This is a genomic window from Pseudomonas fitomaticsae, assembly GCF_021018765.1.
GTDB lineage: Bacteria > Pseudomonadota > Gammaproteobacteria > Pseudomonadales > Pseudomonadaceae > Aquipseudomonas > Aquipseudomonas fitomaticsae.
This window is the reverse complement of record NZ_CP075567.1, coordinates 3,097,755-3,122,272: the sequence shown is the minus strand read 5'-3', so window position 1 is coordinate 3,122,272 and position 24,518 is coordinate 3,097,755. Positions and strand designations below refer to the sequence as shown.

20 protein-coding genes are annotated in these 24,518 nt (G+C 55.8%); 12 read left to right on the top strand and 8 right to left on the bottom strand.

Going from position 1 to position 24,518, the window contains the following annotated elements; all coding sequences use genetic code 11:
• Positions 1–183: 183 nt before the first annotated feature.
• Both KJY40_RS14065 and KJY40_RS14060 read right to left on the bottom strand, forming a co-directional pair.
• On the bottom strand, positions 184–1,086 hold the full coding sequence (locus tag KJY40_RS14065) for an FRG domain-containing protein (RefSeq protein WP_230737523.1): 903 nt from the start codon (positions 1,084–1,086) through the stop codon (positions 184–186).
• Positions 1,087–1,251: 165 nt separating this feature from the next.
• Positions 1,252–3,801, bottom strand: a complete 2,550-nt coding sequence (locus KJY40_RS14060) for an AAA family ATPase (RefSeq protein ID WP_230737522.1) — start codon at positions 3,799–3,801, stop codon at positions 1,252–1,254.
• A 291-nt stretch (positions 3,802–4,092) separates the two neighbouring features.
• Here KJY40_RS14060 and KJY40_RS14055 point away from each other — a divergent pair, with 291 nt between their 5' ends.
• The 8 genes from KJY40_RS14055 to KJY40_RS14020 all read left to right on the top strand — a co-directional run bounded on the left by KJY40_RS14055 (position 4,093) and on the right by KJY40_RS14020 (position 10,611).
• Complete coding sequence (locus KJY40_RS14055) at positions 4,093–4,311, top strand: hypothetical protein (RefSeq protein ID WP_011333849.1); 219 nt, start codon at positions 4,093–4,095, stop codon at positions 4,309–4,311.
• Between the two features lie 221 nt (positions 4,312–4,532).
• The gene (locus tag KJY40_RS14050) at positions 4,533–4,889 is read left to right on the top strand and encodes a DUF7079 family protein (protein ID WP_230737521.1); all 357 of its coding nucleotides are present in this window, start codon (positions 4,533–4,535) and stop codon (positions 4,887–4,889) included.
• 357 nt (positions 4,890–5,246) lie between these two features.
• The gene (locus KJY40_RS14045; RefSeq protein ID WP_230737520.1) at positions 5,247–5,606 is read left to right on the top strand and encodes a DUF6124 family protein; all 360 of its coding nucleotides are present in this window, start codon (positions 5,247–5,249) and stop codon (positions 5,604–5,606) included.
• A 317-nt stretch (positions 5,607–5,923) separates the two neighbouring features.
• Positions 5,924–6,457, top strand: coding sequence for a hypothetical protein (locus KJY40_RS14040; protein WP_230737519.1), 534 nt, complete (start codon positions 5,924–5,926; stop codon positions 6,455–6,457).
• 165 nt (positions 6,458–6,622) lie between these two features.
• Entirely contained in the window at positions 6,623–7,597 is a 975-nt protein-coding gene (locus tag KJY40_RS14035; protein WP_230737518.1) for a quinone oxidoreductase family protein, read from the top strand.
• Between the two features lie 36 nt (positions 7,598–7,633).
• On the top strand, positions 7,634–8,563 hold the full coding sequence (locus KJY40_RS14030; protein ID WP_230737517.1) for a LysR family transcriptional regulator: 930 nt from the start codon (positions 7,634–7,636) through the stop codon (positions 8,561–8,563).
• Positions 8,564–8,744: 181 nt separating this feature from the next.
• Positions 8,745–10,034 carry an OmpP1/FadL family transporter gene (locus tag KJY40_RS14025; RefSeq protein ID WP_230737515.1) on the top strand — a complete coding sequence of 430 codons (1,290 nt, stop codon included), beginning with the start codon at positions 8,745–8,747 and terminating at the stop codon, positions 10,032–10,034.
• Positions 10,035–10,098: 64 nt separating this feature from the next.
• Positions 10,099–10,611, top strand: a complete 513-nt coding sequence (locus tag KJY40_RS14020; protein ID WP_230737514.1) for a hypothetical protein — start codon at positions 10,099–10,101, stop codon at positions 10,609–10,611.
• A 12-nt stretch (positions 10,612–10,623) separates the two neighbouring features.
• On the opposite strand, the gene aspT is transcribed toward KJY40_RS14020, so the two are convergent.
• Together aspT and KJY40_RS14010 are read right to left on the bottom strand one after the other, a co-directional pair.
• Positions 10,624–12,315, bottom strand: a complete 1,692-nt coding sequence (gene aspT / locus KJY40_RS14015; RefSeq protein WP_230737513.1) for an aspartate-alanine antiporter — start codon at positions 12,313–12,315, stop codon at positions 10,624–10,626.
• Positions 12,316–12,340: 25 nt separating this feature from the next.
• Positions 12,341–13,951 (bottom strand): mechanosensitive ion channel family protein, encoded by a 1,611-nt coding sequence (locus KJY40_RS14010; protein WP_230737512.1) that lies wholly within the window; start codon positions 13,949–13,951, stop codon positions 12,341–12,343.
• A 227-nt stretch (positions 13,952–14,178) separates the two neighbouring features.
• On the opposite strand from KJY40_RS14010, the gene KJY40_RS14005 reads away from it, so the two are divergent.
• The 3 genes from KJY40_RS14005 (at position 14,179) to KJY40_RS13995 (ending at position 17,986) form a co-directional block, all read left to right on the top strand.
• A complete protein-coding gene (locus KJY40_RS14005; RefSeq protein WP_230737511.1) occupies positions 14,179–15,696 on the top strand; it encodes a DUF1254 domain-containing protein in 1,518 nt (505 codons plus the stop codon).
• 63 nt (positions 15,697–15,759) lie between these two features.
• Positions 15,760–17,052: a DUF1254 domain-containing protein gene (locus KJY40_RS14000; protein WP_230737510.1), complete on the top strand. Its 1,293-nt coding sequence runs from the start codon at positions 15,760–15,762 to the stop codon at positions 17,050–17,052.
• 154 nt (positions 17,053–17,206) lie between these two features.
• Positions 17,207–17,986, top strand: coding sequence for a transporter (locus KJY40_RS13995; RefSeq protein ID WP_407682001.1), 780 nt, complete (start codon positions 17,207–17,209; stop codon positions 17,984–17,986).
• Positions 17,987–18,512: 526 nt separating this feature from the next.
• Here the strand turns inward: KJY40_RS13995 and KJY40_RS13990 are convergent.
• Entirely contained in the window at positions 18,513–20,438 is a 1,926-nt protein-coding gene (locus KJY40_RS13990) for a potassium transporter Kup (protein ID WP_407681994.1), read from the bottom strand.
• A 355-nt stretch (positions 20,439–20,793) separates the two neighbouring features.
• Here KJY40_RS13990 and yfcF point away from each other — a divergent pair, with 355 nt between their 5' ends.
• Positions 20,794–21,426, top strand: coding sequence for a glutathione transferase (yfcF, locus tag KJY40_RS13985; RefSeq protein ID WP_230737505.1), 633 nt, complete (start codon positions 20,794–20,796; stop codon positions 21,424–21,426).
• Between the two features lie 128 nt (positions 21,427–21,554).
• Here the strand turns inward: yfcF and KJY40_RS13980 are convergent, their stop codons facing one another.
• From KJY40_RS13980 to KJY40_RS13970, 3 genes are all read right to left on the bottom strand, one after another.
• Positions 21,555–22,052, bottom strand: a complete 498-nt coding sequence (locus KJY40_RS13980; RefSeq protein ID WP_230737504.1) for a hypothetical protein — start codon at positions 22,050–22,052, stop codon at positions 21,555–21,557.
• 140 nt (positions 22,053–22,192) lie between these two features.
• Entirely contained in the window at positions 22,193–23,578 is a 1,386-nt protein-coding gene (locus KJY40_RS13975) for an IS4 family transposase (protein WP_230731992.1), read from the bottom strand.
• Positions 23,579–23,757: 179 nt separating this feature from the next.
• A complete protein-coding gene (locus KJY40_RS13970) occupies positions 23,758–24,414 on the bottom strand; it encodes an O-methyltransferase (RefSeq protein WP_230737503.1) in 657 nt (218 codons plus the stop codon).
• Positions 24,415–24,518 lie beyond the last annotated feature (104 nt).

Sequence of the window (24,518 nt, the reverse complement as noted above, 5' to 3'; positions counted from 1 at the left end):
TGCAAAAACAAAAAGCGAAGCGCGGCGATTTACTTTTCTAGCACACGTAAAAAAACGATTATAAATCGTGACAGATTTATTTCCTGAAAAAAATCTGTCACCTTCTCTTCAAAAACCTTTTCTCCCTCACCTCTGAAAACCAAGGCATAAGAGGCCAAAAAAAATTGTAAAGCATCTACAAAATCAATCCGAACCAATGACCCACTTCTTCTTTATGTATTTCGAAGTGAATTCAACCTCAGGAAACATAGTTCTTGAGTTGATATTCAAAGCATCAAGCTGAGTTACTATTTTCTTTTTACATTGATATGGAATTATAATTTTTTTGTGCTTCAGCCCAGCCGACTGTTCGAGCGAATGATATTGCAAAAGCCCAGCAGCTATAAATGCACCCGATTGAGCTATTACTCGCCTATTGTTTTTTGAAGGATAAACAAAGTAATATCTGAATAAATCCAATGGATTGATCTTATCTAGAAAATAGGGTTTCTCAACCCGCACAAATTGCATCAACCTCTTCACCTCTGGCATCAGCCTAAACATTTTCTTATTCAACTCGCTCCAATCCGCCACTCTTGGACCAACTATATCGTATCTATTAATTATTTTCTTTTTTTCGACATCAGAAAGCCTAGATAAATTACATATAATACTAACCGTATCACTATCTGAAAACTTTTCCCTACCTTTCTGAAAGTCAAATACTTGAACCACACCATCTTCAGACTGAAATCTCTCTTCTTCGCACGCAAAGTACAACCCTACAAGTGGATTTAAAGTAACATCAAGAAGTCGTGTAGGCAGGCTATAATGTTGTGCGCGGACCAACTTATCAAACATGCTTTTATCTGAACCAAACTCATTCGGTGCCTCTACTAAAAGTTCGCTAAGTATCTGACGTTCCGCATCAGACTTCAGCTCCCTCATCACAGAAGGCTTGACTTTCCAGGAACTAACAGACTGGCCACGATAACAGCGTGGACCAGTAGGCTCATCGGAAAGTGAGTAAATTATAGAAAGATACGAAATCAGGTCTCGCGCCTCGTAGGAGCCATGAGCCTTAACCGCTTTAGCAGTCTCTGCCATTATAGAGCCTTTACATTATTTGTTAATATAAAACACCTATGGGGGCAGTTATTTCTGAAATAGCCCCCTATTTTTAGAAACATTCTTCGCCCCAATCATATGACAGAAGTGACATTAGCCATGTTTAGAAAAAATCACACCACCGTCACCCTTGACCATCACGCGCTAAGTACGACGCGCCTCAACTGCATTTTTTATTGCCTTAATCTCACCATACCAACTGCCAAATTGATATATAGACTTAGTGGAATAATAGTTTCGTATATCATCATGTTCAAGCGGGCTGAGGTTGGCATACAAATCTTTAAGTCTGTCCGCCTCTGCCGGAAGCAATGGCACCAGTTTCACAAACTCCTTAAAGTTGGAGACCTGCAACGCTCTGATTTTGTACTGGTGGCGTTGTTCATTGAACACATATGCATTCGTAAGTCTCTCCACCAAACGCCTTAGCAGAGCAGAAAGCTTGGATTTTTCATCAGGGCTGATCTCTACCTGCGGGTCAATGTAGCCATCAATCTGCAAACACAACTCCTCCCACTTCTCTACGTATTCGGACACCGTCGAACAGTCTTCCAGCACTTGTACTGAGAAGGATCCACTCAGGCCCGAGCCATTTAAAGTAGCCTGGAGGTTCGCAAAGAAATCCCAATTGTGTGTCAGTACGATGAGTTGTGATTGTGTATTATCTTTAGCGTAGTCACGCAGACGCTCACAAAAATTAGAAATATAGTTGTAGTCAAAGCTGGTCACTGGATCATCTAGAACCAGAACCTGATGCGGTGCGACCGTTGCCTCACACATGAACAGGGCAAGCGCATGAATCTTCAGTTCACCTTCACTCAGCACGCGATGCACCAGCTCATCACCAATCTTCGGGAGGACTATCGCATCAGCCCCTTGGTTAGCAAGACGCACACCGATTTGCTCAAGTGAGGCTCCACAAAGTTTCCGATACTCCGCGTCCAAATACGGTACAAACGAACTTAGCACCAGCGCTGTATGCGCATCCTTCTTTCGTGCGGTCAGCGCTGACAGGCGCGAAGTGAAGTTATAAGACTCCACAATATTGGCGGCGCTTGCAAAGTGGATTGCGTTTTGGCATATCGCCTCGATTTGAGGACGCACGGAATATGCGGCTTCGCCTATGCTGAGCGCACCAATTTCCGTTGTGAGCTTTGAAATTTCCTCGTTCAGAGCTTGCAATCCATTCGACGCCAACGTCAAAGCTGAGGCGACCTTGTTGTGTTCTGCATTTATAGTCTCAACGAAAGAGTTCAGCTCGACATACCGAGAATAATTACCGAGCGCAGCCTGATCAATTACAGGCGCTTGCAATGAAGCCTTGACTAATTTAATCAGATCTGAAATAGCACGCAGGAAATCAATATCCAAAACACTCGAATACTGTGAATAATTTATCTCTGCGAAGTTCTCGATCATTTCTTTCTTGGATTGCTCATCTTTCTGCTGAACATTTAGTACGGAAAGCTCCGCTTGCATAGTTGAAGTCAAGTGATTATGGAAGGCTTGGAAGAGCGCCTTAGCTTGACCCTCTAGTTTTTGGCGACATAATGGACAGGTCTCAGCGGGAACAAATGGCTGTAATGCAGCAGCTGCAGATAGAAACCTCTGCTGAACCGTCACATCCAATTCTTTGGAGAATACTACACCTGCCAGTTCAACGCTTGCAGCATGTTTTTGCTGGATTGAAAAAACTATCTGGCTATAGGCAGGATATGAAAAACCTATACATTGCTGCACAAAATTTGATAGCGATTGCTTTATTTGGCCTAGCAAACTTTTTTTCAGACTGAGGGCTTGCTGCCCCTCTGCGCTCGTCGCCCCCCTAAGTTGTTCCAACCTTGCCTGCTTTTCTGTCTTTTGAAGGCGCCTCTCCTCACCAAAGCTCACCGTTCCAATCCAAGAAAGCATAGGCTGGCAATTAATTGCACTCCAATCCTTAAAAACTCCAGTATTTGTATCTATAACTGCATGAACGCTCAGCTTAATTTCAGAAATTTTCTTATCGGTATCTTGCCGGCATTCAAAAATCTTAGACACACCGTAAGCCTGAAACTGTTTCAAATACTCCCGAGCATAGTCGAAACACTCTAATCGAAATGCACTCAACTCCACTACTGCCTCTGGTGAAATTGAACTATTTATATGTTTATGAGCGACAGCCGAATCAAAATATTTTAGCGCCTGAGACTGCCCACCAAACCCGTCCAACTCAGTCCAATTTTCTACTGAGCCACCCCGTAGTTTATAACTAAAGGAAGGAATATTTCTGCTAGAAGAGCGAACATTATTCAGAGGTTCTTTCGGCTTCTCTGGATTTGCCAAAATTTTAAGAGCCTGACATAAGCTCGATTTCCCTGCCCCATTTCGACCAAAAATCAGTGTAATACGTTTCGATAAATCCAGCCTCAGCGTGCCACTCAACTTCTTGAATCCGGAGAAATCCGACAGAGTCTCCAGATGAAACGGTTGGATCGCATTACGTGCATTTGTCTTTAGCGCAGGGGGAGTAGTTGCCACTGGTGCAAAGTTTTCTAGTCCGCAAAAAAGCCTCCAGAGACGCTCAAGCTCGTCTGGAGAGAGGTTTCCTCCAAGTGAGTTTATTGCCGCTTCGCACACCGCGTGAAACCACGCTTCGTTGACTGAATCCCTGTGAGCTAAAAGGTAACCTGTTGCATCACTATGCGCGGCCATTTTGACATCCTTTTGCTGATGACTTATTCACTATAGGAGCACAATGCCATTAGCGCTATGACGTTTGGGGGTACGCATATTGAGCGATACAGTTAGCTCAAGTCTGATGGCTCTAAACCGGGTAGTTCAGTCTTGGTTCTGGCTAAAATGAATTCTCCCGGGACGAAATAAAGTAGAGATTTATTTTCAGAGGAAGATCCTATTCTCTTGGCCCATGAAGGCATTGTGATAGCATGCTGACGCGTCCCCCGGAGAGGGGGATTTCTTTAGATCTCGCAAGGAATATGCCCCGTGAAAGACTTCGTCATCAGCGTCAACAACACCGTCCTCTATCTCTCCCTGGCATTCATCTGGCTGGTCGCTATCGTCGCGATTTTCACCAGCGGGTTCTTGCCGGCGCTGGGTATCTTCGTGGCCGGCACCCTGTGCTGGTGCATCATTTCCGGCTTCTGGTTCGTCCAGTCGGCGACCTACGAAGAACTGCGCAAGCTGAACGCCAGCAAAAACTGAAACATCAGGGTGGCGCCGTAAGTGCCTCACCCTACCCTTAGCGCTTGGTTCCAGCCAAGCGCTCTCGCCCACCGCGAATGGCTCGCTTAAATCTCGCACTTTCCGAAATCCTGAAAATCCCGTCGTTCCCTTTCTGCCAATAAAGCCCAGTACTATCTCTCAAGAAATATCCCCGTCCCTTGTCCTCATCCACTGAGTGGCGCACTAAAGGAGTTTTGGTTTTGGGACATCTTCTGACTGAGCCGCAGCTGACCGACATCAGAGCTGCACTCTCCTGGCCTTTCAACGATTTGCCGGTCGAATACGACTATGTAGCTGCGAAGGTCAGAGGCATCGATCCTGACGTGCTCTACGAAATCCTTTATTCAGAGGTCGCGCCGGTGTGCTTCACCACCCTTGTGGCCGCTGTGCCTCCGGTATGGACTGGCTTTGATCCGGACTCGCTAAGGGTAATGATCGAGGAAAGGTTGGCAGCGAGGGAGAACAACTGGTTTCGCAGGCAGTTTGATAAGGCGTTGGTTCGCTGGCTGCGATACAACTACGGCTACATCTGGAAGGAAATTTCTTCCAGGCTTTGAGCTCTTAAACATCTCCGTTTAAAGCAACCCGCCGTAACTTCCCCAAGGCTACAACGCCTTGCGTCATTGCCTACGACTACGCCAGAATCCGCCGGCTTGTGCGCCTGGCATGCGGCTTTTATCGTTCTGGGGTCACTGAAAATCAGTGATCGGGTTTGGTAGCCCGGTATTTCCAGGCGCATAGCGCCACCTCTTTGCAGGGATCGTTCTCGTCTCTGCTTTTTTATGGTGGCCGTGCGCAGGGCTTCTTCGGAAGCGCCGGGTTCCTGGACCGGTCTACCAACCTGAGCATGGCCACCACCTTACGTTTGGTAGCGAAGGGTGATGGCTCCTAGATTGCTTTCCAGGAGATACATCATGATCAAACCAACACCCAACCCACCCGAAACCGACCCCACCTCCCCCTACGAATCCCCAAACTCGAAAAAACTCCACGACGCCGCCGAGCGCGCGCTGGATCACAACCTCTTCCCCGCCGCCGGGATCATGTCGTCCTTGAACGAGCCCGAGCGGATGTACCTGGCCAATCCGAAGTTCAACACCGAGTGTTTGCTGGCCAATGCCAGCGAAAACCTCGGGGCGGCCAGTGAGATGCTGAGTAATTTCGCGGCCACGCTCGATCCGTCGCATCGCAAGACGGCGATCGGTATTGCGCAGATTGTGATGATTGCCGATCTGGCGGTGAATCAGGCGCTGGATCACGTTGAGCTGAGTTAAACAAATCGCGTCCGGTAGAGGCGGCCCTCGGGCTGCTTCTACGGATAGTTGCAAATTAGCATTCGCTATATATCAATCAAAAAACATAACCTTTCTCGATTAAAAATACCTGAGCATTTTTTAATAAAAAGCCGTCCGCATTAACTAAAAATTCTAAATCCGCTTTCCGTTAGATTACTTCGCTACATCATTTGACAGAGTCAAAAGTCGCATCAAAACTGCAACCGCGATTCCAAGGCATGGAGTCGCGTACACAGGAGAAATTCCTTGCCAATGGAATTTCAGCACATACGGAAATAGCGAATAAGGAAATTACAATGAACCAAGCTATTCAGGAAAAAACCGCAACTCTGCTTCAACAACCTGCTGTAGCTTTCACCCTCTTCGATCAGAACGGTGTACAGATCACTTTGAATCTGCCTAGTGCATTGCAGATCAACCAGAACGGTCAGGAGTACTACCCTCCTAATCCGACACCGGGAGAAGGAGCTCCCGTACTGCATAACAACACGATATTCCCGATCGAGTCGGCGACTTTCACCGTCGAACTGCTGGATGTGATCGATGCTTCGAGCAATGTGATCGCCAACGTGCGGTGGTGGAATAACAAGATTTTCGATGGCAAGAAAAGCATGGAGTTCACGGTTAAAAAGGTGCTTCCAGGCGAAGTGGGTATTTGTGTTCCCAGCGAAGCCGGATACAACCAAGTCCGCTGGGCCACTTCAGTATCCAGCGGGCGCGGCACGGAGACCTTCAAAAACACCCTGAACATCGTCACGCTCACCTTCGGCCCGCTTCAACCAAACGGCCCAGGTGGCAACCCGACCGGTCCGATTGTGCAGATCGGCTGATTGAGCTGTACTGCGGCGCCCGTTGAAGCGGGCGTCGCATTCCCTGCTGTGATCCCCCGATATATTGCTGCACAACGTGCACATATGAACTGCATTCAACCCGACTAGTGCTCCTGAGGCAGGCCTTTAGACTCTCCCCACGATCAACGTAAGGGAGCGTTCAACATGGTCACCAGCGCCGTCATCCATCAAACCGGTGAGCCTCAAGTCATTCAGCTTGAGCAATCCACCGCTCAAACACCCGGCCCCGGCGAGGTCTGGCTTGAGCAGTTCGCCATTGGCGTCAACCCGCTCGATTTGAGCCAACGTTCCGGTGCCGCGCCGTTGGCGTTGCCTTCCGGGTTGGGGCTTGAGGGCGCCGGGCGGGTTGTGGCGGTAGGGGCCGATGTGACGAACGTGGCGGTCGGCGACCGGTTTGCTTACGCCACCGGCCCTATCGGCGCGTATGCCAGCGCCCGCCTCTATCCGGCCAATCGGCTGGTGAAGATTCCCGATAGCCTGAGTTTCGAGGACGCGGCGGCGGTGCTGTTCAAGGGCATCACCGCGCAGTATTTGCTCAAGTCCACTTACCCGGTCGGGCCGGGGTCGACGGTGCTGATCTACGGCGCGGCCGGTGCGCTGGGGCAGATCATGGTGCCGTGGGCGAAGCATTTGGGGGCGTTGGTGATTGGTGTGGTGTCCGGCGCCGAGAGTGTCGAGCGGGCCCGGTTGGCGGGTTGTGATGAGGTGTTGGTGTTCGATGCGGCGACGCTGGTCGACGCGGTGATCGACATCACGCAGGGCAAGAAAGTGGATGTGGTGTACGACCCGATTGGCCGGGTGTCTTTCGAGGCGTCGTTGAATTGCCTGCGCCCGCGCGGGTTGCTGGTGTCGTTCGGCATGGCGTCGGGGGCGCCGGCGCCGGTCGAGATCAGCACCTTGAATGCCAAGGGTTCGCTGTTCCTGACCCGACCGTCCCTCGCCGCCCACACCGCCACGCCGGAGGAATACCAGCAGCGCGCAAAGGACGTGTTGCAAGCGATTGACGCCGGTATCATCCAGCCCAATGTCGGGCGTCGTTATCCGCTGGCCGACGCCGCCCGGGCCCATGCCGATCTGCACCGGGGCGGTTTGCCGGGGGCGGTTGTGCTGGTGCCTTGAGTCTTTTTTCGGGTCATCCACGAGGGTTGTCGTTGCATGGATCTGTTCGATAGCCGTCAGGCCGATGAAGTCGCCACCCTGCTGGCCCTGGCCGAGCACGGCTCGTTTGCGGCGGCGGGTCGGGCGTTGCAGCGCCATCCCTCGGTGCTGTCGAAACGGCTCAGCGCGCTGGAGTCGCGGCTGGGGGTGCGGCTGATCGAGCGCACCACCCGGCAATTGCGTTTCACCGATGAGGGGCAGCGGCTGGTGGCGCGGTTCGGGCATGCGGTCAGCCTGATCGCCGAAGCGGAGCAGGATGCGCGCGAGGGTGCCGCCGAAGTTCGCGGGCGTTTGCGCATCGCCCTGCCGGCCGCCATGGGGCGGCTGTGGCTGGGGGATATCGTTTCGGCGTTTGCCTTGGCCCATCCGAGCGTGGCGCTGGAGGTTGAATATGCCGAGCGCTTCGTCGATATCGTCGCCGAGGGTTTCGACGCGGCGATCCGCATTGGCGAGCTGGCGGACAATCGGCTGGTGGCGAAGAAACTCTGCGATCACCGCCGAATCCTGTGTGCCGCGCCCTCCTATCTTCAACAGCACGGCGAGCCGAAAACGCCGGCGGATCTTGCCGATCATCATTGCCTGGGGTTTACCGGGTTGCATTCGTATCCCGAATGGCGACTGACTCGCGGTGATGACAAACAAACCGTCAAAGCCCGCAGCCGTCTCGTCAGCAACGACAACGAAGCGCAGCTGTGTGCCGCGCGTATGGGCGTGGGGATTCTGGCCGGCGGCGACTGGTTGATGACCAAAGACTTGCGCGAGGGACGTCTGGTGCGGGTGCTTCCCGAGTGGCAACTGGATGCCGACACGGGGGTTTATCTGGTGCGGCCGTCGGCGCGGTTCAACACGGCGACGACTACGGCGCTCAAGGACTGGATCGAGGGCGCTTTTGCCGAAGGCGCGCCTTGGGTGACGCTGCCCCGCTGACTGACCCGCGAGCACACCCGACCGACCTCACAAAGTCGCCACTTGAAAGCTACCACTCGTCGTTTCTCTGCCAGAACATCCAATCACTACTAATGTTTATCTGACTTCAAGACAACCTCGAAAAAACCGGTAGTCGCCGTTCAGACATTCAATGTGTAGATGATTTCGCAGAGGACGCGCCATGACCGTAAGCCGATACGCTTGCCGACTCAGTGTTTCTGTCCTGGCCCTTGGCTTGCTGAGCAGCAATGCTCAGGCCGGCGGCATTCTTATCTATGAAGCAGGCCAGGAAGGTAATGGCCTGGCCAATGCCGGGGCCGCCGCTCTGGCGACCGATCCCAGTGTATTGATGAGCAACCCCGCCGGACTCACCGAACTCAAAGGCACGCAAATCAGCGCCAACGGGCAGTTGATTCTGGGTCACATGCGCTTCTCCCGCGACAGCAATAATCAGTTTGATGGCAACGAAGGCGGCAATGCCTTGCAGTACTTGCCGGGTGCCAGTTTGTTCGTCAGTCACCAGATCGATGATCGCTCGGCCATCGGTTTCGGCATGTATGGCAACTTTGGCCTGGCCCTGGATTACGACGACGATTGGGCAGGTCGATATTTCAATCAGGAGGCCGCCGTCATTGGCGTGTCCTTTCAGCCGACCCTGGCGCACAAGTTCACTGATGACCTGTCCATCGGCATCGGCCCGCGCATCATGTACGCCTATTACCGGAATGAAACAGCGATCAACAACAACCTGCTCGGGCTGCGCGACAGTCCCGACGGCCAGCTCGAATACAAGGACACCGACGTCGGCGCCGGCATCAATCTCGGCCTGCTTTATCGCCTGAGCGAACGCACGCAGATCGGCCTGGCCTACACGAGCAAGATCGACCTGGAGTTCAAGGACAGCCCGAGCGTGCGCAAGGTCGATAACCCGATCATCAATGCCGCGTTACGGCGCCTGGACGTCGACTCACTGGAGCTGGACATGTCGGTGCCGCAAACCGTTCTGCTCAGCGTCGCCCACGACCTGAGTCCGCAATGGAAACTGCTGGGCAGCCTCGGTTGGCAGGACTGGAGCCAGTTCGGCGAAATCGGCGTGGAGGTCGACGCCAATGCGGCCGACGTCACCCGCACCGCCGACCGCAAATACAAGGACACCTGGCACGCTTCAATGGGGGCGCAATATCAGATGACGCCACGCCTGCGCTGGAGCATGGGGCTGGGGTATGACAGCTCGGCGGTGGATGACAAGGATCGCACTGTCGACAACCCCATGGGCGAGGCCTGGCGTCTGGCGACTGGCGTGAATTACAAGATCGATGAAGGGCTGGATGTCCATGCGGCCTACACCCTTGTCTGGCTCGGCGATATGGACGTCGAGCAGACCAAGTCCCGCTCCGGGGAAACCCTGTCTGGCACCTACCGAAACGCTGCGCTGCACATCATCGGTGGCGGCGCGACGTGGCGTTTTTGAGCCGTCAATGCCGAGGCACTTTTGTCTCGGCTAACCGTTTTCCTGACTTCTGAAGGACGCCGATATGAGCCCGGTGATAAACAAAATCAAACATGAATTCATGAAGGCGCTTCCACCCACGATTTTCTTTTTCGTGATCTTGCATATCGTTGCCTTGATCCGTTCGCTCATGATCAAAGGGTCGGGGGTTGATCTTCCGGTTTCAGCCTCCGTTCTGATCGCGTCGCTCATACTCGGAAAGTCGGTACTGGTCGCGGACATGCTGCCCTTCATCAACCGTTTTCCCGATAAGCCGCTGATCTGGAATGTCACCTGGAAGACGCTCATGTACAACCTGGTCGCGCTGATCGTCCATTACCTGGAGCGGCTATACGACTACTGGAAGGAAGCCCCGAGCTTCATGGATGCGAACGCCCTGCTGTGGTCTTCGATGAACTGGCCCCGGTTCTGGGCGGTGCAAATCCTGCTCATCACGCTGATATTCATGTATTGCGTTATCGCAGAGCTGGCTCGTGTCATCGGACGTGACCGGCTGAAGGTGATGTTTGTGGGGCCACTTCCGCCGATACAACGCTGAATCGGCGAGCCCCTAACCCGCCACCACAAAAATGATGATGGGGCCGCAAACAGCCAACAGCACGTTGGAAACCGCATAACAAACCGTGAAGCCGATCACCGGCGTGTTGCTGCCGGACTGCTCGATGATCTTGTTCATCGACGCGGCTTCGGTCTGCGCCCCGGCCAGTCCGCCGAACAGCACCATCGGGTGCAGGCGCAGTATGTAGCGGCCGAAATACAACGCCACCAATGGCGGCAGAATCGTTACCACGGCGCCGGAGATCAGCAGCGACAGCCCTTGCTCCTTCATCGCCTCAAACGCGGCGGGCCCCGCCAGCAAACCGATAACCGCGCCGAAGGCCGTCAGGCCGAATTCGGAAAATGCCCATTGCGCAGCCGGTGGCAGCGCGCCGATTTCCGGATGGCGCGAGTTGTACCAACCGATGGCCAACGCCACCACCAGCACCCCGCCGCCGATGCCCAACTCCACCGGAATCATGCCGATGTGCGTGGACAGCAGCCCCAACAATGCGCCCAGAACCATGCCCAGGGTGTGCATCGCAATGTCGCTTTTATAGCCCTGCTTGCGAATCCGCCCCAGGCGCTGCGCCAACGCTTCGACGCTGGCGGTGCGCCCTGTCACGCGGATCACGTCGCCTCGACGCAGGACGGTATTGGGCAGCAGCGGCAACTCATAGCCTTGCCGTGTGATGGTGTTGAGAAAACAGCCCAGCCTCTGGGTGTTTTTCAGTTGAGCACGGGCTTCGTGCAGGGTCTTGCCGGCGAATTCTTTCGAGGTCAGGACAATGTCTGCCTCGCGGGTTGGAAACGACAACGACTGCGGATGATCGATTTCCGGGCCAATCCAGTGGCTGAGCGTGCCGACCGCCTCACGCAACGCATACACGCCGACGATATCGCCTTCCATGAGCACGAAGCTCTCATCGCGCTCGATAACCCTCCCGCCCCTCACCACGCGCTCGATGCTGAGCGCGTCGTGCAGTTTTTCAAGCTCGGCGATGGACTGTCCGCTGGCCTGGCCGACGGCTGCCACCTGATGGGCGCGCACGACAATGCGGGTATAGGAAACGGTGATCGCGTCCTCGTCTTTCTCGATCCCCAGCTCCAGTTCCAGCTCCCGCGCCGAGGCCTTGAGGTCGACCCCGAGCAATCGTGGCGCAATGCTGCCGACGAAGACAATCAGGCCGATGGTGCCGAACAGGTAGGTGATCGCATACGCAATGGCCATGTGGCTGTTGAGCGTGGCTTTGGCGGCGCTGTCGATCGGCAGTTGGTTGAGCGCGCTGGTGGCGGTGCCCATGATCGCGGTGTCGGTCAGCGCGCCGGCGCCGAGTCCGGCGGTGAAGCCGGCGTCGAAGCCGTAGATCGCGTTCATCAACAGGATCGAACCCAATGCCGTGGCACACAGCACCACGGACAGCACCACCAGTTTCAGCGTGCCTCGGTTGAGGCTGCCGAAAAATTCCGGCCCGCTCTTGAACCCGACGGCGTAAATGAACAGCACGAAGAAGATCGACTTCAATCCTGCCGGCACTTCCAGGCCGATCTGCCCGATCAGCAAGCCCATCAACAAGGCTCCTGCCACAGAGCCGAGGTGGAAGCTGCCGATGTGCAGGCGACCGATGAACACACCGGAAGCAATGGCCAGGAACACGGCGATTTCGGGATCGGCGCGCAGGGCGTTCAGGAAAAATTCGAGCATCTGACGGACTCCCGCTCAACGCCGGTCAAGTATCTTTCGGTTCTTTGGCCGGTGCCGCGAACCAGTTGTCTTTGGGTACTCGTTTTTCTTGCTCGGGATCGCCCAGATAGTGTGGCGACATGATCTGCACGCCGTATTCGTTGAACACATCCTGAATGTTCGCGTGCAGCATGCTCAGCAGCTCCGCGCGCGGTCGCGGCAGGCTGGGAATGGCCTGTGCCACCAGACGATATTCGGGGTAGAAATCGGACAGTGCGGTCTGGAACACCTGCGCCGGCGGGTCCTGCAGGACACCGGGGGTGCGCCGTGCCGCCTCCAGCAACATCGCTTCCACCTGGCGCCACGGGGTGTCGTAGCCGATGGTCACGACTGTATCGACCACATAACCCGCCCCTTGCACGGTGCGCGAATAGTTCTTGGTGACGGTGCCGGTGATCATCGAATTGGGCAGGGTCAGCACTTCACCCAGCCCCGTGCGGATGCTGGTGGTGAACATGCCCAGTTCGGTCACGGTGCCTTCGTATTCGCCGATGCGCACGAATTCGCCGGGGCGCAAGGTGCGGGTGTACGTCAGGATCAACCCGGCAGCCGCCTGGCCCACTACGCTGGTGGCTCCCAGCGAAATCATCAGGCCGATCAGTACCGACAAACCCTTGAACGCGTCGGTGTCCGCACCTGGCAGATACGGGTAAGCCATCGCCAGTGCAAACAGCCAGATCGCCAGCGAGGTCAGGCGCTGAGTCGGTTGCAGGGTTTCGTAGTTAAGCCAACTGAAGGTGCCCGGCGTCGCCATGCGCCGGAGCACCCGTCGACTGAAGGCCGAGGCGCCACGGGCAATGAAAAAGATCGCCAGGGCCACACCCAGACCGGGGATCGCTCCGACAATCGCTTGTAGCAGATAGCTGGCAACTTCGATCAGGTAGTTGTTGAGGCTTTCACCCCACGGCCGGGTGTAAGGAAACCGTGAAAGGACAAAGCCCAGCCATTCATACGTCAGCAACAGAATGACCAGCCAGCGCAGCAGCCAGAACAGGCGTATCACCAACGGATAAAGGTAGTTGGCATCAATGACCTGCACCTGCCCCACTTTCAGTGCGCGGGTGTGCCGATGCATCAGGTCGGGCAAGCGCTGCAGCAACCGGCGCCGCAACCAGGCGAGGCTCCACAGCAACGCCAGGTAAATGCCCGTCGCGACGGCTGCCAGACCGGCGGAGCGCAACATCAGGTGCAAGCTGCGCGCTTCGCGGGTTTCCGCCACCACCAGCCGCAGCTTGTCCGCCACCCCCTGCGCAGCCTGCTGCACAGAGCTGTATTCGAGTTCGTCGACGTCCTTGGGCGCGACGATAAATGCGCGCCGGTTGCCCAACAGCACCAGGTAGTCTTCCTGAAGGGGCTCAACGGCCACCGTCGGCGCATCCGACTCATCGAGTGCTTCGCTGATGACGGTTCTGGCGCGTTTCGCCCGCGAAGCCGGTGCCTCGCCCAGCAACGTGGCGCGGAACACCATGATGCTGCGGTTGGCGAGTTTCAGCTCGACGGCATCATCAGCCGCCCTGGGTTCGTCCACGGCCAATGACAGTGCCGACCAGCACAGACCGCAAATGACCAACAGGACGGCGAACAACCTGCTTCGCATAACCGGTTTCCTTGCGCCACGGGTGTGAGGACTGAGCGTTCAGATCGCAGCCTAGTTCAGCACCCATTAATTGTCAGATTTGCCCGGTGCGATCGAGCGCGAGTAGCGCAGTCGTCACGGTCGACTACACTTGCGCGGGTGCCTGTTTCCAGCCCTGAAACCATCCGGCCTGCCCTGCTGTTGTCGTCGACGCGTTGCCTCCTGTCACCCACGTATCTGGAGCCACCATGAGCGTTGTAAAAGGATTGATGACCTGTGTGGCCCCGCCACTCGCGAGATCGAACGTTGCCAATGTTCTATTGCCCGGACTGCTGGCGATGGTGCTTACCGCAAGCGGCGCCGCCTCGGTGCAGGCCGCCACTGACCCTCTGGGTGGGCAGCCGCCGCCGGGGTCCAGCCCGTCGGTCAAGGACTTCGACTATCAGATCAAGTACCAGCGTGCCTTTGAAGCCATTCTCTGGAACATGCCGGCAATTGCCATTTACTCGTTTCGCCGCGCTGCCGAGAAAGATCTGGGCTACAAGGACAACGACATCATTGCCTACTCGGCAACAGCGACCCCACAGCTCGAAGCCATCACCGCCAACAGCACCACGCCTTACATCGCTGCCTACACCGACCTGCGCAAAGGCCCGGTGGTTCTGGAAATCCCCAAGGCCGGTCCCGACGGCAGCCTGTACGGCCAGGTGGTGGATGCCTGGCAACTGACGATCGCCGATGTCGGCCCCGCCGGGCTCGACAAAGGCAAAGGTGGCAAGTATCTGTTCACCGCACCCGACTACAAGGGTGCGATTCCCAAGGGCTACATCCACGTCAGCTCGCCGAACTACCGCATTGCTCTTGCCTTCCGCTCGGTCCCGCCACCGGGCAAGACGGCGAAAGATGCCTATGCCTATGCCAAACGCCTGCGCATGTACGACCTGTCGCAAGCCAAGTCGCCACCCGAGCAGAAGTTCATCGACCCTGCTCATGAGCGCTACCCGACGCTGCCGTTCTACGACGAACGCCACTTCGAGGACATGCACGCGATCATGAGCGTCGAGCCGGTACGCGAGCACGACAAAGTCATGATGGGCATGCTGTCGTCCCTGGGTATCGTCAAAGGCCAGCCGTTCGCACCGGACGAAACCGCGAAACGGGCGATGCATCAAGCGGCGATCGATGCCTGGTTCTACCTTCAGGAATGGTTCGACACGCAGATGTCTAAGCGCGTGTATTGGCCAGACCGGCACTACGTCTCGCTGTTGCAGCCCGATGCCAACCGCACGTTCAATTTCATCTACGACGACCGCATCGACCTGACCGAACGCGCAGCGGAATACTTCTGGTGCACCTACATGCCCAAGGTGCTCAGTGACTCGCCGGCCACTTCCTATCAGATGGCGATGGCCGACAAGGACGGCAAACCGCTGGAAGCCGGCCAGCTCTACAAGCTCGAAGTGCCCAAGGACATGCCGGTCAAGCAGTTCTGGGCGCTGACGGTCTACGACCGCGCGACGTTCTCGTTCATCTACAGCGACAACAACCGCACCACGTTGTCGTCGTTCGATGTGGAGAAGATGAAGAAGAATCCCGACGGCGGCGTGACGATCTATGTCGGGCCAACGGCCCCGCCAGGCGAGGAGGCCAACTGGATTCCCACCTCGGGCAAGCGTCCGTTGCCGGCCATGCGTTTTTACGGGCCGACCGAAGCCTTCAACAACAAGACTTTCAAACTGCCGGACTTCGAACGCGTCACGCCTTGAACACGATCAGCCACCTTCGATAATCGAACGACAGGGCTGCCCCGCCAGCCCCCAGGAGTAAAGATGAAATCCATGGTGCTTGGAGCAGCCCTGCTTTCGCTTTCCGTACCCGCCTTTGCGCAGATCCCCGACAAACTCGCCGAAGACGCCTACATCTATGGCTACTCCATCGACGAGGCCTACAAGTTCTTCTACGAGACGGCGGTCAAGACCCACACCCCGCTCAACCGCTTCCAGAACATCCGCCATCTGGCCGATGACACCTACACCGATCACCCGACCATCAACAACGACACCCTGCATTTGCAGGGCTGGCTCGACGTGGCCGCCGAGCCGGTGATCATCAGCGTGCCGGACATGGACAAGGGTCGATACTGGATTCTGCACACCATGGACATGGGCCACTACACGACATCCATGATCGGCTCGCGGACTCGCGAGACAAAGGGTGGTCACTTCATGTTTGCGGCGCAGGACTGGAAGGGCGAAGTGCCGGCCAGCGTTACCGAAGTGATCCGCGTCGACTCCAACCTGGTGAAACTGATGGGCCGGATCATGGCCACCGACGCCGAAGACCAGAAAACCGCGCTCAAATACATGGACGACTGGAACGTCCGGACCCTCTCCGCCTACCTGGGCGAACCCGGTCCCAAGGCCAAGGAGCGCACCTACCTGGACCCGGCGAAGACCAACTGGTTGCAACGGGTTGATTTTGTCCTGTGCGACGGGAGCATGGGCAAGGCCGACAAAAAATGGCTCGATCAATACAAAGCGATCGGGCTGGAACCCTGCAAGAAAGACTTCACCAAGGAGCAACTGGCCGCCGCCAAGAAAGGAGAAGCGCTGGGCCTCAAGCACATCAAGGATCTGGCTCCCAACCTGTTGACGTCCGCCAAGTCCTTGGGCACCCGCGAGCAATTGGGTGACGGAGCGCGCGACCTGTTTGCCGTAGGAACCTACGTGGGCCAGTGGGGCCTGCCACCGGACGAAAGCGTTTATCTCAAGGAAGGGACTGCCAGTGATGGCAAAAACATCAACGGTGCCAACGGCAAGTCGTACCGAATCACCTTCAAGGCACCGGATGTCAGCCAGTTCTGGTCCTTCACGGTCTACGCCTCGGACAACCGCTTCATGGCCCACAACGCAATCAACCGCCACAGCCGCGGCGACCGCACACTCAAGCCCGATGCCGATGGCAACTACACCATCGAACTGAGTGCCAAGGGTGATGAGAGCAACCCGAATTACCTGCCCATTCCGGAAAAAGATGCGTACATCGTGATGCGCCTGTATGGCCCGAGCAAGGAAGTGCAGGCCGGGAGCTATAAGTTCCCCCCTATTGAGGTGGTCAACTGAGCTGACCGATCCATGGCAACGTTTGCACCGCCATGGACTCAAGTCAGTGCGCAATAAACCAGCGGGAAACGGGAGCAACCGCCATTGAGGGTTGCTTCCGCCACCTGCACAGGGGGAACCCATGCAACGAGTTCGTCTCGCGCAATTGTCTGTCATGGTGATCACCGCACAGGCCGGTTTTGCACAAGCTCAGGATTCCGCAGAACTGGCCAAGGCAGCCCTCAACCCTGTCGCGGCCATGTACAGCCTGCCGGTGCAGTACAACTGGGATCAGAAGATGGGACCCACCGGCGAGGGCATGCACAGCGTGACCAATATCCAGCCGGTGCTGCCGTTTACGCTGAACGAGGACTGGAACCTCATTTCGCGCACCATCCTGCCGGTCATCGACCAGCACGGCCTGGCCCCCAATGGTGCGGCAGACAAGTCGGGTGTCGGGGATATCACGCAAAGCTTTTTCTTCTCCCCCAGCAAACCCACCGACAGTGGCTGGATTCTGGGGGCCGGCCCTGCCCTGTTGATTCCAACCGGCAGTGACGATCTGCTGAGCAACAAGCAATGGGGCCTGGGCCCGACCGCCGTGGCGCTCAAGCAATCCAATGGCTGGACCCGCGGCATACTCGCCAACCACATCTGGGGCCTGGACGGCAGCCCGCCAGACGACAAGGAAAAGGTCAACCAGACGTTCCTGCAACCCTTCCTGTCCTACACCACCAAGACGCTCACCACTTACGGCATCAACACCGAGTCGACCTACGACTGGCAGGCGCGCGAGTGGTCGGTGCCGATCAATCTGAACGTCACCCAACTGCTGAAGATCGGCGGCCATCCCCTGACGATCCAGGCAGGCCCGAGGTACTGGCTGGATCGATCCGGCGACGGGCCCCAGGGCTGGGGCTTTCGTGCCGCCGTGACGTTCTTGTTTCCACGTTGATTGAGGGGCGATACACAGCCCCGCGAAAGTCAGGGAAAACCAGCACGCAACTCGCGTGATAATTGATCTGTTGCACTTTTTGCAGGAAAAAGTGCGACCCAGGCAGGTATGGGCTATCGTGCCGGCCTCGAAATCGACGTGCATTCATGGAGGCATAAAGTGCGGATTTACGCGACAGGGACATCGTGTGCAGACCTGTCCGTCCGAGGTCGAAATATCGCGGCTCGGCTCGGTATGCAGCAGGGGTACATCAATACATGAGCGGTGTGATTGCCCGTACGAACAAATGAAAATGAGGCAGATCTGTTATCCGGTGACGGGATAAAAGGTCTGCCTCATTTTTTGCTTCAATACCTGCGTCAGGCTTTAGTGCGATCGTGTGAAAAGGGAACTTATTTTTTCAGAAAATACATCCCCTTTTCTGTTCAGCAGCCCCAACCTCTTCAAGAGAAATAGTGATGACGAGTCGTGACCGTGACGAACATTTTGACGCGGTCGTGAATCTCCTGGAGCGCTGGAGTGAGCACTACATCTCGACTTGAGTACCCAACTCGATCACCCGGTTCAACGGCAACTGGAAGTATTTCAGGTTGCTGTTGGCATTCTTGAGCAAGAACGAGAACAGATGCTCGCGCCACCGGGCCATACCGATGCGTTTGGTCGGGATGACCGTTTCCCGACTGAGGAAATACGTGGTGCGCATCGGGCTGAAGTCCAGTTCAGCCAGGTGGCAAAGGCTCAGCGCCAGAGGAACATCGGGCTCTTCGGTAAAACCGAAGTGCAGGTTCACCCGAAAGAAACCGTCGCCATAGGATTCGACTTCAAAACGACGATCGACGGGTACGCGCGGGCTGTCTTCGGAAACCACGGTCAACAGCACCACCTGCTCGTGCAGCACCTGGTTATGCAACAGATTGTGCAGCAAGGCATGGGGAACGGCGTCTGCCCGCGCCGTCAGGAACACCGCTGTCCCCTTCACCCGAAAAGGTGGCTGGGACCGAATGCTGCTGATGAACAGCGGCAGCGGCAGCGCGGTTTCGTCCAGCCGCTCGACGATGATCTTGCGCCCGCGTTTCCAGGTGGTCATCAGGATGAACAGAGCGATACCGGCAATCACCGGGAACGCACCGCCCTGCAGGATCTTCGGCGCGTTGGCTGCGAAATACAGACCGTCCACCAACAGGAAACCGAACAACATCGGGATGGCCAGCCAGCGCGGCGTCTTCCACAGAAGCAGCACGACAGCTGCGGACAGGATGGTGGTGATCAGCATGGTTCCGGTCACGGCAACGCCATAGGCAGCGGCCAGAGCACTGGAAGATTCAAAGCCGATCACCAACAACACAACACCGACCATCAACGCCCAGTTGACCGTGCCGATGTAGATCTGGCCCTGCTCCTGGCTGGAGGTGTGCTGGATGAACATGCGCGGGACGTAGCCCAGCTGGATGGCCTGGCGAGTCAGGGAGAATGCACCGGAGATCACTGCTTGCGAAGCGATGATGGTCGCCAGCGTGGAGAGCGCGACCATGGGCAACAGCGCCCAGTCGGGTGCCAACAGATAGAACGGATTGCGCACCGCTTCCGGGTTACCCAGGATCAAGGCACCCTGGCCAAAATAATTGAGCGCAAGACCCGGCAGGACCAGCATGAACCAGGCACGGGAAATCGGTTTGCGACCAAAGTGCCCCATGTCTGCATACAAGGCTTCAGCACCGGTCAATGACAGAACCACCGCGCCCAGGATCGCCACCCCCATGCCCGGATGAACAACAAAAAATTGCACCGCCCAGACGGGATTGAGCGCTTGCAACACCTCGGGACGCTGCAGGATGCCGTACACACCGAGTGCCCCCAGCACCACAAACCACAGCACCATGACCGGACCGAACAGAATGCCGATTCGCGCCGTGCCGTGCTTCTGGATCAGGAACAGCGCCACCAGTACCACCACAGACAACGGCACTACCCAGTGATCAATGCCGTCAAAGGCCAGTTCAAGCCCTTCGACCGCGGAGAGTACCGAAATGGCCGGAGTGATCATGCTGTCGCCGTAAAACAGCGCTGCACCAAACAGCCCGAGCAGCACCAGGACCTTGCTCATGTGCGGGTAAGGCGCCGCCGCGCGGCGAGCCAATGCGGTCAGTGCCATGATGCCGCCTTCACCCTGGTTGTTGGCCCGCAGGACGAACAGCACGTATTTGATCGAGACCACCCAGATCAGCGACCAGAAAATCAACGACAGGATGCCCAGCACACCATCGTGGTTGAGCTGAACGCCGTAGTGGCCGGAAAACACTTCTTTGAGCGTATAGAGGGGGCTGGTGCCGATGTCCCCGTAAACCACGCCGACGGCGGCAATGAGCAAGGCTGCTCCTGAAGTTTTGGCGGGGGAATTTTCGTTTGCTTTACTCAAGGGTCGCTTCTCTTGAACGGCGTGGAAAAGTTGCATGCCATCCTTGGGCAAGTCGATTCGCCAGGGTCCTTGAATTCTCGGGCCACACGGACGAACAAAAATCGGGGCAAGTATCTCTGGGGAGTGACGTGGCATCCGTAAAGAAAGCGTAAAATCTCCACCCCTTCAACGAGTTGGTCGGCAACGCCAGAACTCAAGGGTGAAGAAGATGATGAGGGTATTGCCGGTGGCTTTCACCCGCTGCGGGTGTGGATGAGCCAAGCTCATTTTTGTCCGGAGTCATTCGTGGACATACGGCATTCCTGACAGGAATGCCCCCATAAAAAACATGAATTTTATTTAAAGCGCCCAATCTTTTAGCGTGATCCATTCTGCATATGGAGATGACGCTATGAATGACTCGAGACTGCGCCTTTACGTCGATGCGCAATTCACCAGTCCCTACGCAATGTCGTGCTTTGTGACCCTTCGAGAAAAGGGAATCGAGTTCGAAATGAGTACCTTGGACCTGGACAAACTGGAGAACCAGGCCAGCGACTACGCCCGTCTTTCGCTGACTCAGAGAGTCCCCTCCCTCGTGCATGGCGACTTTGCGTTGTCGGAATCATCGGCGATCACGGAATACCTGGAAGATGTATTCCCCCAGACAGCTGTTTACCCCCGGCACCCACAGAAACGCGCCGCGGCGAGGCAAGTTCAAGCGTGGCTACGCAGTGATTTGCTCCCGATCCGACAGGAGCGCTCTACCCTTGTCGTGTTCTATGGTCAGAAATACGGTCCGTTGTCAGCGTCGGCTGAGGCTGCCAGGCAAAAGTTGATTGATGTCGCTCAATGGCTGCTGACCGACAATCCGGACTACCTTTTTGGTGAATGGTCTATCGCCGACGTTGACCTCGCATTGATGCTGAACCGATTGATACTCAACGGGGACACTGTGCCGGCTCAACTGGAGGATTACGCGCAGCGCCAATGGCAGCGCCCGACGGTACAAGAGTGGATCAAGCTGCAACGACCTCGTATCTAGCGATACCCGGACAAGAATGGGACAGATCTATTTATCCCCGACGCAAGAAAGGGACAGATCTATTTATCCCCGGCGCGATAATCGATCTGTCTCCATTTAATGAAACCTGGCAACAGTCCCCTACTGTTTCAATCCGCCTTTTTGTCGGAGCCTTTTATGTTCTCGATCAGGTCAACGACATAGTCTTGATTGAAGCCCGCCACGAATGACCAGAACAGCAACTTGGCGTAGGCCGCATACCCTTCCGCATGCTGGCAAAAAATATCGTTGAAGATTTGCCTCAAGCACTGCGGATCGTCGTCTGGAACGATCACCGGAAACAGATCGCCCTTGATGACACCGGAAAGAAACAGAAGATACAGAAGCCCCGCCAGAATCCCGCCGATGAATGAGGGCAGTATCAAGGCGAACCATGATCTGGAGAGGTTTTCGATTTCCGGATCGGTGAGTATCGACAGTCGTCTGTGAAACCCGACGTAGCCCCCGATATTCCCGGCGATACAAACGATAAAGGGCACTTTATAGTCGGGCAGGCTGTAGGTGACGATAATCGCCAGCACCAACAGGGCGATGAAAATCCAGAATATCCGCTTCCAGATGATGTTCAGGTCTTCCTGACGATTCATGATCAGCTCCCTGATCTTGATCCTGTGATGATTTTTTAGACGATAGACGAATCCTGTCGAATGTTTGGAGGATCAAATCGAAAAATGCCTGGAAGGTCTGTTCTGCCTGAGCGTGAAAATAGATCTGTCCCGAATGGCACTTACTTAACATGTTTAGCATGCCCGTTTTTCCTGACCTCAGCCCTTGCTGACCGACGTGACTTGGTCAGCAAGGGGTAGGCCTGAGGTCTTCGTTTTATGGCTCGCGGTTCGATACGACCAGGTCGATTTCCAACGCGTCTTTGCGCTATCAGCATCAGTAAGTTCGCCAGACCATCCTCGTCTTCAGGACTCCCATATTGTCGTAGCGCCAGCCATAGCTGAAGGCTGTGTTTGAAGCTCAGTTCGCGAGGCAAGCAGTCCGCTAACAGAGCCGATTGGGTCATGAGCATTCGGATCAGATTGTGGGCCAACAGATAGACCCATAACTCCTTGACCGCCATGCCCGGGGTTTTGCAGCTCAACCTTCCAAGGCCCAGTGTGGCCTTGAGATTTCGCAAGTCCAACTCGACATGCCATCGCCCCTTGTACAGCGATTTGAGAGCTGTTTTGGGTGTCTGCTTCGGGCAATGCAAGGTGGTCACCAACGTTTTTCCGCCAGTCTTCAACTCTCGCACTATCAGCCTTTCAGGGGCCTGTTCGTAATGTGTTTGACTCATCCAGGGCGGCCTTCTTTCGGGCTTTTTCAATTCGATCAAGTGGTCTTCCGAACCGAGACTTTGGCCCAGACGAAAGTCCGTGCTGCGCCGTCGAGCGCCATATTGTTCGAACACGCCATCGATACCTCGTCGCTGCAACTCGCACAGCAGAAAATAGGTCGCGTAGTAAGCGTCGCCCAACAAGATGTCGCCTGTTTTCAACGTGCCGAGCATTGATCTGAGCAGCGTCTGTTCGTCGCCGCCCTTACCTCGGAAACGTCCAAGTGCGGCATCTAAAACGGCGCCACTGGAGAGGCAAACGAGGCCCACCACTCGACACAACGGAAAACCAAGGCCAACTTTCTGCCCGCGAGATTGCGGATAGGCCCCCTGATTCGCAGCCGTATCGGGCATCGAGACGGTTGTCCCGTCGACAAGGCGTACAGGTCGCCCCATCCATCGCCACGAAGGCGGCGCCTGATCACTGATAGACGAACCGGAATGTCGAACCAACGTGGATACCATTTCTACCGGCAAGCGTTGTCGGGCTTTACAGAAGGCGCCCGTGCGAGCGCTATTGGGTTTCATGCCGCTACAGGATCGCTTGATGGAGAAATCGTTGACGGCATTCTGGCAGGAGCGATCGGCACTCATCGCTTGAGCCAGGAACATCGACAGAGTTTCCGTTGGCGGATACAAGCGCTCCCGATGCTCTGGCAGTGCTGACTCAACGCGCTGCAGCAACTCGGGAGCCGTGAGCAGGTTGAAAAAAGCATAGGCATCACAATTCGAAGCGTGGCGGCGAAAACGTTGCTGTTGATGCTGGAGAATTTGGCGTCTACGATCCATGTGGGCTGTGTCCTTGGTTTTCTGGTGTGTGTTCGCAACTATCACCGTAGACCAAGGCCAGCCCTTCTTCATTTTTTGCTTTCAGCTCAATCGGTTAGCTGTTAAGTAAGTGCCATTCGGGACAGATCTATTAATCCAAGGATCAGTCCCCTTTTTTCAAGCATAGACAGCAACGGCTATCACCCCACCCGCATCGACACCTCAATATCATCCGCAAACGGCACGCTCACGTAGCCGTTCCCCGGCGAACGCACATGCGCCAGATACTCCGGGCAATAATCGGTGTTATCCGCTACCACAAGAGCGCCGGGCCGCAGGTGTTTCTCGACCAGTTTCAACACGTCGCCATACAGCGCTTTCGCACCATCGAGCAGAAGCAAATCCACAGTCGATGGCAGATCGCGAGCCAGCGTAACAAGCGCATCCCCTTCGCGAATTTCAATCAGATCACTCACCCCGCCTTCAACAAAATGATGCCGCGCCAGTTCAATCTTCGACGGTTCAAACTCGCTGCCGATCAGCACACCACCACCGTTGTCCCGCAGCGCTGCCGCCAGATGCAAAGTGGACAGACCAAACGAGGTGCCGAATTCGACGATGGCTTTGGCCTTTGTGCTACGCGCCAGCATGTACAGCAGTTTGCCGGTGTCGCGGGAGACCGGGAGCCATAGGTCTTTGAGCATGGCGTAGAGTTCGCGGTATTCGGTTTTGCTGTGCATCAGGCGTTCGCGTTCTTCGCCGGACACGTTGTTGAGCGCCGGGCTGGTGGCGGCGCTGGCCTGGGTGTAGAGGCGTTCTATGAGAGTGGCCAGCGGTTCGGTGGTCAGGGTTGTCATGATGGTTTTCCGTGGGTTGAGAGCTAATATGCGAATGATTCGTCGCATTTAAATGATGCGAGCGAATGGCCCTGTTCGCTATTCGCATTCAGTCCCGACGCCCG

Excerpts from the sequence above, each read along its gene's own strand:
- KJY40_RS14065 (WP_230737523.1), bottom strand. The coding sequence starts at position 1,086 with ATGGCAGAGACTGCTAAAGCGGTTAAGGCTCATGGCTCCTACGAGGCG.
- KJY40_RS14060 (WP_230737522.1), bottom strand. The coding sequence starts at position 3,801 with ATGGCCGCGCATAGTGATGCAACAGGTTACCTTTTAGCTCACAGGGAT.
- KJY40_RS14045 (WP_230737520.1), top strand. The coding sequence starts at position 5,247 with ATGATCAAACCAACACCCAACCCACCCGAAACCGACCCCACCTCCCCC.
- KJY40_RS14040 (WP_230737519.1), top strand. The coding sequence starts at position 5,924 with ATGAACCAAGCTATTCAGGAAAAAACCGCAACTCTGCTTCAACAACCT.
- KJY40_RS14035 (WP_230737518.1), top strand. The coding sequence starts at position 6,623 with ATGGTCACCAGCGCCGTCATCCATCAAACCGGTGAGCCTCAAGTCATT.
- KJY40_RS14030 (WP_230737517.1), top strand. The coding sequence starts at position 7,634 with ATGGATCTGTTCGATAGCCGTCAGGCCGATGAAGTCGCCACCCTGCTG.
- KJY40_RS14025 (WP_230737515.1), top strand. The coding sequence starts at position 8,745 with ATGACCGTAAGCCGATACGCTTGCCGACTCAGTGTTTCTGTCCTGGCC.
- KJY40_RS14020 (WP_230737514.1), top strand. The coding sequence starts at position 10,099 with ATGAGCCCGGTGATAAACAAAATCAAACATGAATTCATGAAGGCGCTT.
- aspT (WP_230737513.1), bottom strand. The coding sequence starts at position 12,315 with ATGCTCGAATTTTTCCTGAACGCCCTGCGCGCCGATCCCGAAATCGCC.
- KJY40_RS14010 (WP_230737512.1), bottom strand. The coding sequence starts at position 13,951 with ATGCGAAGCAGGTTGTTCGCCGTCCTGTTGGTCATTTGCGGTCTGTGC.
- KJY40_RS14005 (WP_230737511.1), top strand. The coding sequence starts at position 14,179 with ATGAGCGTTGTAAAAGGATTGATGACCTGTGTGGCCCCGCCACTCGCG.
- KJY40_RS14000 (WP_230737510.1), top strand. The coding sequence starts at position 15,760 with ATGAAATCCATGGTGCTTGGAGCAGCCCTGCTTTCGCTTTCCGTACCC.
- KJY40_RS13995 (WP_407682001.1), top strand. The coding sequence starts at position 17,207 with ATGGTGATCACCGCACAGGCCGGTTTTGCACAAGCTCAGGATTCCGCA.
- KJY40_RS13990 (WP_407681994.1), bottom strand. The coding sequence starts at position 20,438 with ATGCAACTTTTCCACGCCGTTCAAGAGAAGCGACCCTTGAGTAAAGCA.
- yfcF (WP_230737505.1), top strand. The coding sequence starts at position 20,794 with ATGAATGACTCGAGACTGCGCCTTTACGTCGATGCGCAATTCACCAGT.
- KJY40_RS13980 (WP_230737504.1), bottom strand. The coding sequence starts at position 22,052 with ATGAATCGTCAGGAAGACCTGAACATCATCTGGAAGCGGATATTCTGG.
- KJY40_RS13975 (WP_230731992.1), bottom strand. The coding sequence starts at position 23,578 with ATGGATCGTAGACGCCAAATTCTCCAGCATCAACAGCAACGTTTTCGC.
- KJY40_RS13970 (WP_230737503.1), bottom strand. The coding sequence starts at position 24,414 with ATGACAACCCTGACCACCGAACCGCTGGCCACTCTCATAGAACGCCTC.